This window comes from Pseudomonas sp. NFACC16-2 (assembly GCF_900119205.1).
In the GTDB taxonomy this organism is placed as follows: Bacteria; Pseudomonadota; Gammaproteobacteria; order Pseudomonadales; family Pseudomonadaceae; genus Aquipseudomonas; species Aquipseudomonas fluorescens_Q.
This window is the reverse complement of record NZ_FPIX01000007.1, coordinates 1-13,012: the sequence shown is the minus strand read 5'-3', so window position 1 is coordinate 13,012 and position 13,012 is coordinate 1. Positions and strand designations below refer to the sequence as shown.

The 13,012-nt window shown below is 60.4% G+C and carries 11 protein-coding genes; 7 read left to right on the top strand and 4 right to left on the bottom strand.

Annotated elements, in window-relative coordinates; translation table 11 throughout:
• The first annotated feature begins 220 nt into the window (after positions 1-220).
• The 3 genes from dbpA (at position 221) to yccS (ending at position 5,335) form a co-directional block, all read left to right on the top strand.
• Entirely contained in the window at positions 221-1,558 is a 1,338-nt protein-coding gene (gene dbpA / locus BT116_RS08340; RefSeq protein WP_233459556.1) for an ATP-dependent RNA helicase DbpA, read from the top strand.
• A 149-nt stretch (positions 1,559-1,707) separates the two neighbouring features.
• The gene (locus BT116_RS08335) at positions 1,708-2,886 is read left to right on the top strand and encodes a BaiN/RdsA family NAD(P)/FAD-dependent oxidoreductase (protein WP_063324017.1); all 1,179 of its coding nucleotides are present in this window, start codon (positions 1,708-1,710) and stop codon (positions 2,884-2,886) included.
• Positions 2,887-3,163: 277 nt separating this feature from the next.
• The gene (gene yccS / locus BT116_RS08330) at positions 3,164-5,335 is read left to right on the top strand and encodes a YccS family putative transporter (protein WP_072342170.1); all 2,172 of its coding nucleotides are present in this window, start codon (positions 3,164-3,166) and stop codon (positions 5,333-5,335) included.
• Between the two features lie 93 nt (positions 5,336-5,428).
• Here yccS and BT116_RS08325 read toward each other — a convergent pair whose 3' ends face one another.
• The gene (locus BT116_RS08325) at positions 5,429-6,166 is read right to left on the bottom strand and encodes a substrate-binding periplasmic protein (RefSeq protein WP_072342167.1); all 738 of its coding nucleotides are present in this window, start codon (positions 6,164-6,166) and stop codon (positions 5,429-5,431) included.
• A 260-nt stretch (positions 6,167-6,426) separates the two neighbouring features.
• Between BT116_RS08325 and BT116_RS08320 the strand changes: the two genes are divergently transcribed.
• Entirely contained in the window at positions 6,427-6,879 is a 453-nt protein-coding gene (locus BT116_RS08320; protein ID WP_072342154.1) for a GNAT family N-acetyltransferase, read from the top strand.
• 74 nt (positions 6,880-6,953) lie between these two features.
• Here the strand turns inward: BT116_RS08320 and BT116_RS08315 are convergent, their stop codons facing one another.
• The 3 genes from BT116_RS08315 to BT116_RS08305 are packed head-to-tail and all read right to left on the bottom strand — an operon-like array spanning position 6,954 to position 9,924.
• Positions 6,954-7,250, bottom strand: coding sequence for a winged helix-turn-helix domain-containing protein (locus BT116_RS08315; protein WP_072342151.1), 297 nt, complete (start codon positions 7,248-7,250; stop codon positions 6,954-6,956).
• A 4-nt stretch (positions 7,251-7,254) separates the two neighbouring features.
• On the bottom strand, positions 7,255-7,758 hold the full coding sequence (locus tag BT116_RS08310; protein ID WP_024619094.1) for a M48 metallopeptidase family protein: 504 nt from the start codon (positions 7,756-7,758) through the stop codon (positions 7,255-7,257).
• A gap of 42 nt (positions 7,759-7,800) precedes the next feature.
• The gene (locus BT116_RS08305) at positions 7,801-9,924 is read right to left on the bottom strand and encodes a putative bifunctional diguanylate cyclase/phosphodiesterase (RefSeq protein ID WP_072342149.1); all 2,124 of its coding nucleotides are present in this window, start codon (positions 9,922-9,924) and stop codon (positions 7,801-7,803) included.
• A 322-nt stretch (positions 9,925-10,246) separates the two neighbouring features.
• Here BT116_RS08305 and BT116_RS08300 point away from each other — a divergent pair, with 322 nt between their 5' ends.
• The 3 genes from BT116_RS08300 (at position 10,247) to BT116_RS08290 (ending at position 12,861) form a co-directional block, all read left to right on the top strand.
• The gene (locus BT116_RS08300; RefSeq protein ID WP_072342145.1) at positions 10,247-10,912 is read left to right on the top strand and encodes a polysaccharide lyase family 7 protein; all 666 of its coding nucleotides are present in this window, start codon (positions 10,247-10,249) and stop codon (positions 10,910-10,912) included.
• A 280-nt stretch (positions 10,913-11,192) separates the two neighbouring features.
• On the top strand, positions 11,193-11,864 hold the full coding sequence (locus BT116_RS08295) for a polysaccharide lyase family 7 protein (protein WP_072342142.1): 672 nt from the start codon (positions 11,193-11,195) through the stop codon (positions 11,862-11,864).
• Positions 11,865-12,192: 328 nt separating this feature from the next.
• Entirely contained in the window at positions 12,193-12,861 is a 669-nt protein-coding gene (locus BT116_RS08290) for a polysaccharide lyase family 7 protein (protein WP_072342137.1), read from the top strand.
• Positions 12,862-13,012: the final 151 nt, after the last annotated feature.

Sequence of the window (13,012 nt, the reverse complement as noted above, 5' to 3'; positions counted from 1 at the left end):
CCGAGCTTGAGTGGCTTCGGTGAGCTTTTGTGGCGAGGGGATTTATCCCCTCGCCACAATAAATTCCCGCCACATGTTCTGCGGTTTGGCCCTCACAGCTCGTCCAGAACTTTCGAAGAAAGTGGCACGAGGCTGCTACACTGCGCGACATTTTGTTTTGCAGGCCAGTCCCGTGACCACCATCGCCACCGCTTTTAATACTTTGCCGCTGTCCGCCGCCATGCTGGCTAACCTCGAATCACTCGGTTATGCCCAGATGACGCCGATCCAGGCGCAAAGCTTGCCGGTGATCCTCAAGGGCATGGACCTGATCGCCCAGGCCAAGACCGGCAGCGGCAAGACCGCCGCTTTTGGCATCGGCCTGCTGAACCCGATCAACCCGCGCTTCTTCGGCTGCCAGGCCCTGGTGATGTGCCCGACCCGTGAGCTGGCCGATCAGGTCGCCAAGGAAATCCGTCGCCTGGCCCGCGCCGAAGACAACATCAAAGTCCTGACCCTGTGCGGCGGCGTGTCCTTCGGCCCGCAGATCGCTTCCCTGGAACACGGTGCCCACATCATCGTCGGCACGCCGGGACGCATCCAGCAGCACCTGCGCAAGGGTTCGCTGGTCCTGGACGGCCTCAACACGCTGATCCTCGATGAAGCCGACCGCATGCTCGACATGGGCTTCTACGACGCCATCGAAGACATCATCCAGCAGACCCCGGAACGCCGCCAGACGCTGCTGTTCTCCGCCACCTACCCGGTGGGCATCAAGCAATTGTCGTCCAAGTTCATGCGTAACCCGCAGCAAGTGAAGGCCGAGGCGTTCCACTCCGACGCGCAGATCGAGCAGCGCTTCTACGAGATCGCCCCCGAGGAACGCATGGACGCAGTGGTCAAGGTCCTGGCGCATTTCCGCCCGGCCTCCTGCGTGGCGTTCTGCTTCACCAAGCAGCAGGTCCAGGAAACCGTCGATCACCTGACATCCAAGGGCATCTCGGCCGTCGGCCTGCACGGTGACCTGGAACAGCGCGACCGCGACCAGGTACTGGCGATGTTCGCCAACCGCAGCACCTCGGTGCTGGTGGCCACCGACGTGGCGGCCCGCGGCCTGGACATCGATGCACTGGACATGGTGATCAACGTCGAACTGGCCCGGGACTCGGAAATCCATATCCACCGCGTCGGCCGCACTGGCCGTGCCGGGGAGAAAGGCATCGCCATCAGCCTGGTGGCGCCGTCCGAAGCCCACCGCGCCCAGGCCATCGAGCAGCTGCAGAAGTCACCGCTGAGCTGGGACCAACTGGACAACCTCAAGTCCCAGGGCGGCGGCCCGTTGTTGCCGGCCATGAGCACCCTGTGCATCGGCGCCGGGCGCAAGGACAAGGTCCGCCCCGGCGACATCCTTGGCGCCCTGACCGGCGAGGCCGGCATCCCTGGCGCCCAGGTCGGCAAAATCGCGATCTTCGATTTCCAGGCCTACGTGGCCGTGGAACGCGGCATTGCCAAACAGGCCCTGCAACGCCTGAACGATGGCAAGATCAAGGGCCGGTCGTTGCGGGTGCGGATCCTCTGACGATGATCGTTCCCACGCTCTGCGTGGGAATGCCGCCCGGGACGCTCTGCGTCCCTTGCTGTCAAGCGTGACGCAGAGCGTCACAGGATGCATTCCCACGTAGAGCGTGGGAACGATCGTAAGACCCCAGACATGCAGAGGACACCGTTTTGCGCTCTACCGAAGTCGTGATCATTGGCGCTGGCGCCGCAGGGTTGATGTGCGCACTGACCGCCGCCGCGCGCGGGCGACAGGTGCTATTGCTGGACCACGCCAACAAGGCCGGCAAGAAAATCCTCATGTCGGGCGGTGGGCGCTGTAATTTCACCAACATGTACACCGAGCCAGGCAATTTCCTCTCGCAGAACCCGCACTTCTGCAAATCGGCCCTGGCCCGCTACACCCAATGGGACTTCATTGCCCTGGTGGCCAAGCACGGCGTGCCCTATCACGAGAAAAAACTCGGCCAGTTGTTCTGCGATAACAAATCCAGCGACATCCTCGGCCTGCTCTTGGATGAATGCGACCAGGCCGGCGTCAGCCTGCATCTGGACACCTCGATCACCCAGATCGAAAAAGCCGACGGCGGCTACCTGCTGCAAACCACCCTCGGTGCCATCGCCTGCCAGTCCCTGGTGATCGCCACGGGCGGGCTGTCGATTCCGACCCTGGGGGCGACCGGCTTCGGTTATCAGGTGGCAAAACAGTTTGGCCATGAACTACTGCCCACCCGCGCCGGCCTGGTGCCGTTCACCATCACCGACCAGCTCAAGACCCTCTGCACCGAACTCTCGGGCACGTCGGTGGATTGCCTGGTGAGCTGCAACGACCAGAGCTTTCGCGAGAACATCCTGTTCACCCATCGCGGCCTGAGCGGTCCGGCGATCCTGCAGATTTCCTCGTTCTGGGAATCGGGGGACACGGTGCAGATCAACCTGTTGCCGGACCACGACGTGCCGCAATGGCTGCAACAGCAGCAGAGCGAACGCCCCAATAGCGAGCTCAAGACGTTGCTGGGCGAGTTGTTCACCAAGAAAATGGCCAACCTGCTGGCGGATACCTGGTTCGTCTCCAAACCCATGAAGCAATACACCCATGCGGAGCTGGCAGACATCGCCGAAAAACTGGCGAGCTGGAACGTCGTCCCCGCTGGCACCGAAGGCTACCGCACCGCAGAAGTCACCCTGGGCGGCGTCGATACCCGGGAAGTCTCGTCCAAGACCATGGAGTCGCTGAAAAGCCCCGGTCTGTATTTCATCGGCGAAGTGTTGGATGTCACCGGGCACCTGGGCGGGTTCAACTTCCAATGGGCGTGGGCTTCGGGTTACGCCGCCGCGCAATACGTCTGATCCCCACCTGGGTCGGGCCTGCTTTTGTGGCGAGGGAGCTTGCTCCCGCTGGGCTGCGCAGCAGCCCCCTCTCAAGCTCACTCAATCAACCTGATCCACCGCGTCGCCGGGTTCTAGGGCCGCTGCGCGCCCCAACGGGAGCAAGCTCCCTCGCCACCGGGAAGTGGCCTCAGGTGCATCCCGGAACACTTTTTGCTGACAGATGTGATCGCCGCCATTGCGTCGGCGTCATTACTGCCTCAATTTAGCGTCATTGCCCGTCAGGCCTGTGCACTTCATGTCAGCGAACTCATTTAGCCAGTCTTTGCGTCGCCTTTGGGCGTTGGATAAGTTCAGTTATAGCGTACGGGTCTTCATCGCCCTGACCGGCAGCATGGGGCTGTGCTGGTATCTGGATGAGATGGTGCTGCTGATTCCCTTGTTCCTGGGCATCATCGCCAGCGCCCTGGCCGAGACGGACGACAGTTGGCAGGGCCGCCTCAACGCGCTGGCCGTGACCCTGGTGTGTTTCACCGTTGCGGCACTGTCGGTTGAATTACTGTTCCCCTATCCCGTCCTGTTCATCATCGCCCTGGCCCTGGCGGCCTTTGGCCTGACCATGCTTGGCGCCCTGGGTGAGCGCTATGGCGCCATCGCCTCGGCCACGCTGATTCTGTCGGTCTACACCATGATCGGCGTGGACCAGCGCGGCGGCGCAGTCAACGATTTCTGGCATGAACCCCTGCTACTGGTCGCGGGTGCCGCGTGGTACGGCTTGCTGTCGGTGTTGTGGCAGGCGTTGTTTTCCAACCAACCGGTGCAACAAAGCCTGGCTCGGCTGTTTCGCGAACTGGGGCGCTACCTGAAACTCAAATCGTCGCTCCTGGAGCCGATCCGCCAACTGGACGTCGAAGCCCGACGCCTGGAACTGGCCCAGCAAAACGGCCGGGTGGTCGCTGCGCTCAACAGCGCCAAGGAAATCATCCTGCACCGCGTGGGCAATGGCCGCCCCGGCTCGAAAGTCAGCCGGTACCTGAAACTGTACTTCCTGGCCCAGGACATCCACGAACGCGCCAGCTCTTCCCACTATCCCTACAACGCCCTGGCCGAGGCCTTCTTTCACAGCGACGTACTGTTCCGCTGCCAGCGCCTGCTGCGTCAGCAAGGCAAGGCCTGCCAGGCACTGGCCGAGTCGATCCAACTGCGCCAGCCGTTCGTCTACGACGACACCTTTGCCGAGGCCCTCAACGACCTGCACGCGTCCCTCGAACACCTGCGCATCCAGAGCAACCCGGCCTGGCGCGGCTTGCTGCGTTCGTTGCGGGCACTGTCGGTGAACCTGGCCACCATGGACCGCCTGCTCAGCGACGCGAGCAACCCCGACGCCCTGGCCGACGCCACCGACAGCAGCCTGCTCGACCGCTCGCCGCGCAACCTCAAGGATGTCTGGCTGCGCTTGCGCACCCAGCTCACGCCCACTTCGCTGCTGTTCCGGCATGCCCTGCGCCTGCCCCTGGCGTTGAGCGTCGGCTACGCCATGGTGCATCTGATCCACCCGTCACAAGGCTATTGGATCATCCTCACCACGTTGTTCGTCTGCCAGCCCAACTATGGCGCCACCCGACGCAAGCTCGGCCAGCGGATCATCGGCACCGCCATCGGCCTGACGGTGGCTTGGGCGCTGTTCGATCTGTTTCCCAATCCGCTGGTGCAATCGAGCTTCGCCATTGCCGCCGGGGTAGTGTTCTTTACCAACCGCACGACCCGCTACACCCTGGCGACAGCGGGGATCACCATCATGGTGCTGTTCTGCTTCAACCAGGTGGGCGACGGCTACGGGCTGCTGTTGCCGCGGCTGTTCGATACCTTGCTCGGCAGCCTGATTGCCGGGCTGGCGGTCTTCCTGTTCCTGCCCGACTGGCAGGGCCGTCGGCTGAACAAGGTGCTGGCCAACACGCTGACCTGCAACAGCATCTACCTGCGCCAGATCATGCAGCAGTACGCCGCCGGCAAAAGCGACGACCTGGCCTATCGCCTGGCCCGCCGCAATGCCCATAACGCCGACGCCGCGCTGTCCACCACGCTGGCCAACATGCTGATGGAGCCGGGGCATTTCCGTAAGGAAGCCGATGTGGGGTTCCGTTTCCTGGTGCTGTCCCACACGCTGCTCAGTTACCTGTCAGGCCTGGGCGCCCACCGCGGCACCGAACTGCCGACCGAAGTGCGCGAACAGTTGATCGACGGTGCCGGGGTGAAACTGGCAGCGAGCATCGATGAAATCGCCCAGGGCCTGGCAAGTAAACAGCCGATCGCGATCCAGAGCGACGAAGAGGAAGCCCTGGCCAGCGAGCTTGAGCAGATGCCCGATGAAATCGACGAAGGACAGCGCCTGGTGCGGACGCAACTGGCGTTGATCTGCCGTCAGCTTGGCCCGTTGCGGACCTTGGCGGCGCATTTGATGAAGGCCTGACGGTCTCAGCTTTAAGCCATAAGCTGCAAGCTGCAAGCAAAGTTCGTGCGCTCTGCTTGCAGCTTATGGCTTGAAGCTTGAAGCTGCTCCCCCCTACATCCCATGCGCCTTCAATAACCGCGCATAACTCCCATCCGCCTTCATCGCCGCGATCTCCCGATCGAATCCGGCCACGATCTGCTCATGCTCCGGGTTCTTCAGGCTGACCAGGATGTGCAGGCTGTTTTCGCTCAAGGGCTTGGGCAGGAACTCCACGGCGCTGCGTACCTTGGGCGATTCGCGGGCCAGGTAATAGCGGGCAACGTACTCGTCTTCCAGGGTCAACTTCACACGATCGGCGGCCAGCATGCGCACCGCCATCGCAAAGTTATGCACAGGGACTTTCTGCATTTGCAAGTCTCCGTCGAAGTCCTTGGAGTAGGCGTAGCCGCGAACCACGGCGATGGGATAGGCACGCAGCTGTTGCAGGCTGTCGAACTGGATCGCTTCGTCCTTGCGCTTGATGAAACGCACACGATTGAGCAGATACTCAGCCGAGAACTGGCCGATGTGGGTGCGCTCCTCGCTGTACCAGGCGTTGACCAGCACATCATAGCGGCCCTCGCCGATGCCCAGCATCGCCCGGGCCCAAGGCACCTGTTCGAAGTCCGTGGCATAGCCGGCCCGCGCCAGCGCCGTACTGACGATATCGGTCGCCAGGCCCCCATTGATCAATGTGGAATCGGTAAAGGGCGGCCAGGCATCGGCGACCAGACGCAGCTTTTGCGCGCAGGCCTCATAGCTCAGTAACAGCAATCCGATCAATGCAAGAGCTCGACGCAATCGCGGCATGCCAAACGTCCTTGACGGGTTCAAAGCCCGGTTTGTTTTTAGCCGACACTCAACAGGCATCCTCAGACACCCGGTCCTAACATTAGCTCATTGGAACCGCTGCGCAGCGCTGTCACGAAGATTACACAAAGACGACAACGCCGCGACAGAGGAATGATGGCATTTTGATCTTTATCGCAGATTTTCCAGTCGACCGAGAAAGAGACTTCCGGGCCAAGCACGCTTAATATCGGCATCAAGTTCTTCAGGAAATTCAAAAAATGGATATCGAATGGGTCTGTAAACATCACAGTGACCTGAGCAAGGAACAGCTGTATGCCATCCTCAAATTGCGTGCCGAAGTGTTCGTTGTCGAGCAGAACTGCGCCTACCCGGACGTTGACGGCCTGGACCTTGAAGGCGACACGTGCCATTTGATGGCTTGGCAGGGCAACCACCTGGTGGCCTACCTGCGCCTGCTCGACCCGCATTCGCAAAACAGTGACGTGGTGATCGGGCGCGTGATCATTGCGCCGCAAGCGCGCGGCCAAGGGCTGGGCCACACGTTGATGGAACAGGCGCTCAAACAGGCCGAGAAATACTGGCCCGGTACGTCGATCTCACTGTCGGCCCAGGCGCATTTGCAGGGGTACTACGGGCGGTACGGGTTTGAAGTGGTGGGTGTGGAATACATGGAGGATGGGATTCCACACATTGGTATGCATCGGCCTTAAGATCCTCTTCGCGAGCAAGCCCACTGTGGGAGCGGGCTTGCTCGCGAAGGCGTCAGCCCAGGCACAACCAGTATTCAGGGATATTCAAGCACCGCCTTGATCCGCGGCAGATTCGCCTCGATCCACCCCCGATCAATCGCCCCCCAATCGCGAATCCGATAACGCCCGGCATGGTTGCGCGCGCCGTCCTCTTGCTCGAACTCACAAACGATATCCAGGTCAGCCAGCGCGGCGATGGTGTCCTGGGCGGTACGCCGTGGCATGCCGGTGGTTTCGGTGAGGGCCGGGACGTTGCTGGCGACACCGCTGTCGATCAGGTAAGCCACGTACAAGCGACGGTAGAAGCTGCTCTTGGTCTTGCTGACATCCATTCGGTCATTCCTTGTGGGGTTGCAGATCCCGCCAGGTCAGGTACACCCGCAGGTCGAATTCCAACTGGTGATACCCCGGCAGCATATGCTCGCAGAGTTGGTAGAACGCCTTGTTGTGGTCCGACTCCTTGAAGTGCGCCAGCTCGTGTACCACGATCATGTTCAGGAACTCGGGCGCCGCGTCCTTGAACAACGCAGCGATGCGGATTTCCTTCTTGGCCTTGAGCTTGCCACCCTGCACCCGCGACACCGCGGTATGCAGGCCGAGGGCGCGATGGGTCAGGTCCAGGCGACTGTCGAACAACACCTTGTCGATGGCTGGCGCGTTACGCAGGTATTGCTGCTTGAGGTCCAGCGCATAACCGTACAGGGCCTTGTCGCTCTGGATCGGATGTCGGCCCGGATAGCGCTGTTGCAGGTAATCGCCCAGTCGGTCCTGGGCGATCAATTGCTGCACTTGGGCTTGCAGGGCGGCGGGGTAGGCCTGGAGGTATTTGAGCGCGGTCATCAAGGGGCAACACAGTCACAAGAGGCCGCCAGTGTAGCGAATTCAAGCCTGTACCGCGCTCCAGTCGAACGGTGTGGCGAAGGCATTGGTGTCTTCGGCCATCAAGGGCCGCGCCACGAGGAACCCCTGCACGTACTCACAGCCATGGGCCTGCAGCCACTCATATTGCTCGCGCGTCTCCACCCCTTCGGCAATCACCCGCAAGCCCAGTTGCGTACACAGGTCAATCACCGAGGCGGCCAATGCGGCATCCCGGGGCGACCCCGGTACGCGGGCGATCAAATGCCGGTCGAGCTTGAGGGTATCGAGTTCAAGGTCGCGCAGATGCGTCAGCGAACAAGGCCCCGAACCGAAGTCATCCAATGCCACCCGCACCCCGAGGTGACGCAGCAGTCGCAATTGCTTTCGGGTTTCATCGGGGTTGCGCATCAGCGCATCCTCGGTCACCTCGACCTCTAGTTGCCGAGGCTTCAAGGCATGACGCTCCAGGACCTGGCGCAACTCGGTCACCAGGTTGGGCATGCCGAACTGGGTACTACTCAGGCTCACCCCCAACACCAGGTCGTCAGCGAACAAGCGCTCCCAGACTTTGCGCTGAGCCGCGCTGCGATGATAAATCCAGCTGCCCAGGCGACTGATCAAACGCGCCTCTTCCAGCAAGGGCAGGAACAGGCCCGGCGGAACATCACCGACGCTGGGGTGCTGCCAGCGCAACAGCGCCTCGAACCCGCGGATCCGCCCATCGATGATGCTTACCTGCGGCTGGTAGACCATATTGAAGTCGCGGTTCTCGATGGCCGAGCGCACGCTCTCTTCCAGCATCAGCCGTGAACGGGCTCGACCGTTCATTTCATGATCGTAAAAACGGTATTGCTGGCGGCCGGCACGCTTGGCTTCGTACATGGCGATGTCGGACGCCCGCAGCAACCCATCGAGATTGGCACCGCAATCGGGGTACGTCGCGATGCCGATACTGGCCCCCAGTGCGACGTCCATGCCTTCGATCTGCTGGCAGATCGCGACCCGCTCGATGAGTTTCTCGGCGATCTTGGCCGCTTGCTCGGGGAACTCCAGGTCCAGCAGCGCCGTGAACTCGTCCCCGCCCAGGCGCGCCAGGATATCGAATGGGCGCAGGCACGCCTTCAACTGTTCCGACACCCAGCGCAATACCCGGTCCCCGGCATCGTGCCCCAGCGAGTCATTGACCCGCTTGAAGCCATCGAGGTCCAGGTACAGCAACACCCAGTTGCTTTCCAGGCGCTCGCTGCGCATCAACAGGTTTTCGGCGGTCTGGTAGAACCCCCGGCGGTTGAGCAAACCGGTCAGCGGGTCCGTGACGGCCTGGTATTCAAGTTGTTGGTGCAAATGGCGGACCACGGACATGTCCTGGAGCGTCACCACCATCGCCTTCTGCTCCGACGGCAACGGCGCACAGGACAAGGCCACCGACACCTGCTGGCCAGGCGCCGTGCGCAAGACCGCGTCATGCAATCGCCAGGTTTCACCGCGCCGATAGGCGTTGTGGATATCGGAATCGAGCCATTCGGGGATGTGCGGTTTCTGCAGGAAGTCCAGGAACGGCATGCCCTGCAATTGCTCGGCAGTGGCATTGAGCAACCGGCAGGTAGAAGGGTTGGCGAAGCGGATACAGCCATTCTCATCCACCACCAGGATGCCTTCGGCGGCGTTGTCCAGCACCGAGGCATTAAAGGCCCTGGCCGCTTCGAGATCCTGGCTCAGGCGCTGCAAGGCCCGGCGATTGCGCTGGTGCTCGAGCAGCGCCTGGACCTTGGGCTTGAGGATTTGCGGATCGAAGGGTTTGAACAGGTAATCCACGGCGCCACTGGCATAGCCCTTGATCACCGCATCCTGGGATTGCTCGTTGGCCGTCAGGAAAATGATCGGCGTGAGCCGCGTACGCTGGCTGCCGCGCATCAGACGCGCCACTTCGAAACCGTCCATGTCGGGCATCTGCACATCCAACAGAACCAGATCGATGTCGTGTTCAAGCAACAGGTTAAGCGCCTCGACCCCCGAGGACGCGGTCATGACTTGCCAATCCTGACGCTGCAACAAAGCTCGCATGCTGAGCAGGTTTTCAGGGTAATCATCAACAATCAAAAGGACAGAGCTGTCTTCGCCGAGCGGTGGTTGCGCGCATTCCATGCTGCTTCTCTTATCGGGCGCCACGTCCGTTTTTACGTAGCAAAGCGGACAAATACTGTCCCCTCACTCTAGACCGGGATTGTCAAAAGCAGTAGGTGTCAACGCGCCATCATCCAGGCAAAGCCCGAAATAGCCGACTAACGGTCACCCTCCTCGGGCACAGAAACTGCAAAGACACCCTTGACGGACAATTGACGTCAACCACCCGCCGAAAAGTTGCCGGGCAGTTTCTTCCGTCACTTACTCATACGCCCGAAAAGACCGGCCTAGAGCCTTGTCTTGTGGCGCGCAGCTTTTTCATCGAGTGACAGAGGATCCCACCATGATCGATCTCTCAACCTGGAACCTGAGCATCCCCGAAGGCAGCCCGCCGGCCACCATCGAAACCTCCCAACTCGTGCAAGGGTTCCAGGACCCGTATTTCCACTCCGACTCCGGCACGGTTTTTTTCTGGGCACCGGTGACCGGCTCCACAACCGCTAATGCTATTTATCCGCGCAGCGAGCTTCGTGAAACCTACAGCAACGGCACCTTGCGCAATTGGCTGTACTCAGAGGCGGACAACAAGCTGGCTGCCACCCTGACCGTCAGCCAAGTGCCCAGCACCGGCAAGGTCGTGATTGGTCAGATCCATGCCAAAGACAGCACCAGCCCCCTGGTGAAGCTGGAATACCAATATAAAACCTACAGCTCCACCGGCAACATTGTCGCCAAGGTGCGCATGCGCCCGGACGACGAAACAGGCCAAGTCATCACCATTGCCACGGGCATCAAGCTGAATCAATCCTTTTCTTACCTGATCCATCTCAGCCCCGCCGGCGTCCTGACCATCAATGGTGCGGGTTACCAGTGGAGCGCCCCCATCAGCTCCACTTGGAGCGACAAGCCGCTGTATTTCAAGGCGGGCGTGTACGTGCAGGACAACACCGGTTATCCCACCGAAGGCGGGACCGTGACGTTCAGCCTGCTGGATATCGATCACATCTAGGTGCTTTGCATGGCGCCAGGGCAGCAACGGAATGCTGCCAGCCCAGCCAGACCCTATAGATGCGCAATAGTTCAGCGTGAGTTCGAAACGATCGACTAACGGTTATCCATCCAGGCATAAATGCTGCAATTGACATGCTTGACGGACATTTGACGTCAAACATCCGCCGGATGGCTGTTCAAAAAAACCTTCCTGCGCGATCAACACACTCCAAACGCTCGGAGTAGAGCCTCCCGCTTTGGCACTCAGCACTTTTACGCCCGTTACGCAGGATCCGACCATGATCGATCTCAACACTTGGAACTTGAGCATTCCCGAAGGCAGCCCCGCCATCACCATCGAAACGCCCCGACTGGCCCAAGGGTTCAAGGATGAATATTTCCACTCCGACACCGGCACGCTGTTCTTCTGGGCGCCGGTGACCGGCACCAAGACTGCAAACGCGATCTACCCACGCAGCGAACTGCGGGAAACCTACAGCGACGGCACCCTGCGCAACTGGTTGTACCCGGCCGCGGACAACACCCTGCGTGCCGCCGTCAGCGTCAACCAGGTGCCCAGCACTGGCAAGATCGTGATCGGTCAGATCCACACTAAAGACAGCACCAGTCCGATGGTGAAACTGGAGTACCAGTACAAAACCTATAGCTCCACCGGCAACATCGTCGCCAAAGTGCGCATGCGCCCCGACGATGAAACCGGTCAAGTCATCACCATCGCCACCGGCGTGAAGCTCAACCAGAACTTTACCTACATGATCCACCTCAGCCCGAAGGGCGCACTGGGCATCAGTGCGGCGGGCTACAACTGGAGAACCACTGTCGACCCTACCTGGAAGGTCAAACCGCTGTATTTCAAAGCGGGCGTGTACGTGCAGGACAACACCGGCTACACCACCGAAGGCGGCAAAGTGACGTTCAGCCTGCTGGAAATCAAACACACCACCCTTTGAGTCCCTCCTCCCGCCTTAGCAGCATGGAACGCTGCTAACGACCCATCTTCGAAGCAGCCCTCTCAGGGTGTTTTTTTGTCCGCGCGAGACGGAGGAGTCAAATAGCCATTGCACAAGGTTCCGAAAAAAATTGGAATAGCCGACCAACGGTCGCTTGTCTCGGGCACAAAAGCGACAAACGCAACTCTGACGGACTGTTGACGCCAGCCCTCCGCCGGACGACCGTGCCAAAAACTCGTCCGCGCCCCCTTCTGGCCTCAACAAAAGCGCGTCTTAGAGCCTCCGGCTGTGGCGTAAATCATTTCTTCTTCTCAGAAAGGATCCGAACATGGTCGATCTTGCAACCTGGAACCTGAGCATCCCCGAAGGCAGCCCGCCGAAAACCATCGAAACTCCTCGGCTGGTGGATGGGTTCAAGGATAAATATTTCAACTCCGAAGGCAGCACGGTGTATTTCTGGTCACCGGTGACCGGCACCAAGACTGAAAACGCGATCTACCCCCGCAGTGAATTGCGAGAGACCTACAAGGACGGCACCTTGCGTAACTGGCTGTACCCCGATGCCGACAACCAATTGCGTGCGAACCTGGTCGTCAGCCAGGTGCCCAGTAGCGGCAAGATCGTGATCGGTCAGATTCATGCCAAGGACAGCAGCAAACCCTTGGTGAAATTGGAATACCAATACAAGGATGCCACCAGCACGGGGAACATCGTCGCCAAGGTGCGCATGCGCCCCGATGACGACGAGGGCCGGGTGATCACCGTCGCCACCGGTGTAAAACTCAACCAGTCCTTCAGTTACCGGATCCACCTCGATCGTACCGGCGACCTGGGCATTACTGCGGCGGGTCGTAGCTGGTACACCACCATCAGCTCCACTTGGCGGGTCAAGCCGTTGTACTTCAAGGCAGGGGTGTACGTGCAGGACAACACTGGCTACACCAGTGAAGGCGGAAAAGTGACGTTCAGCGTGCTGGATATCGATCACAACACTTAACTGTGTGCTTTCGAAAATCTCATGGGGATGTACCCAGGGATACCGTGTGTATATCCGTTGCTGCGGTAACGGCCACTTAGGGTTACGCCCTTACGGCGTCTCACTTTTGAGAAGCCCGGAAGCCGGCCCAGTCAAAAGTAAGCAAAACGCT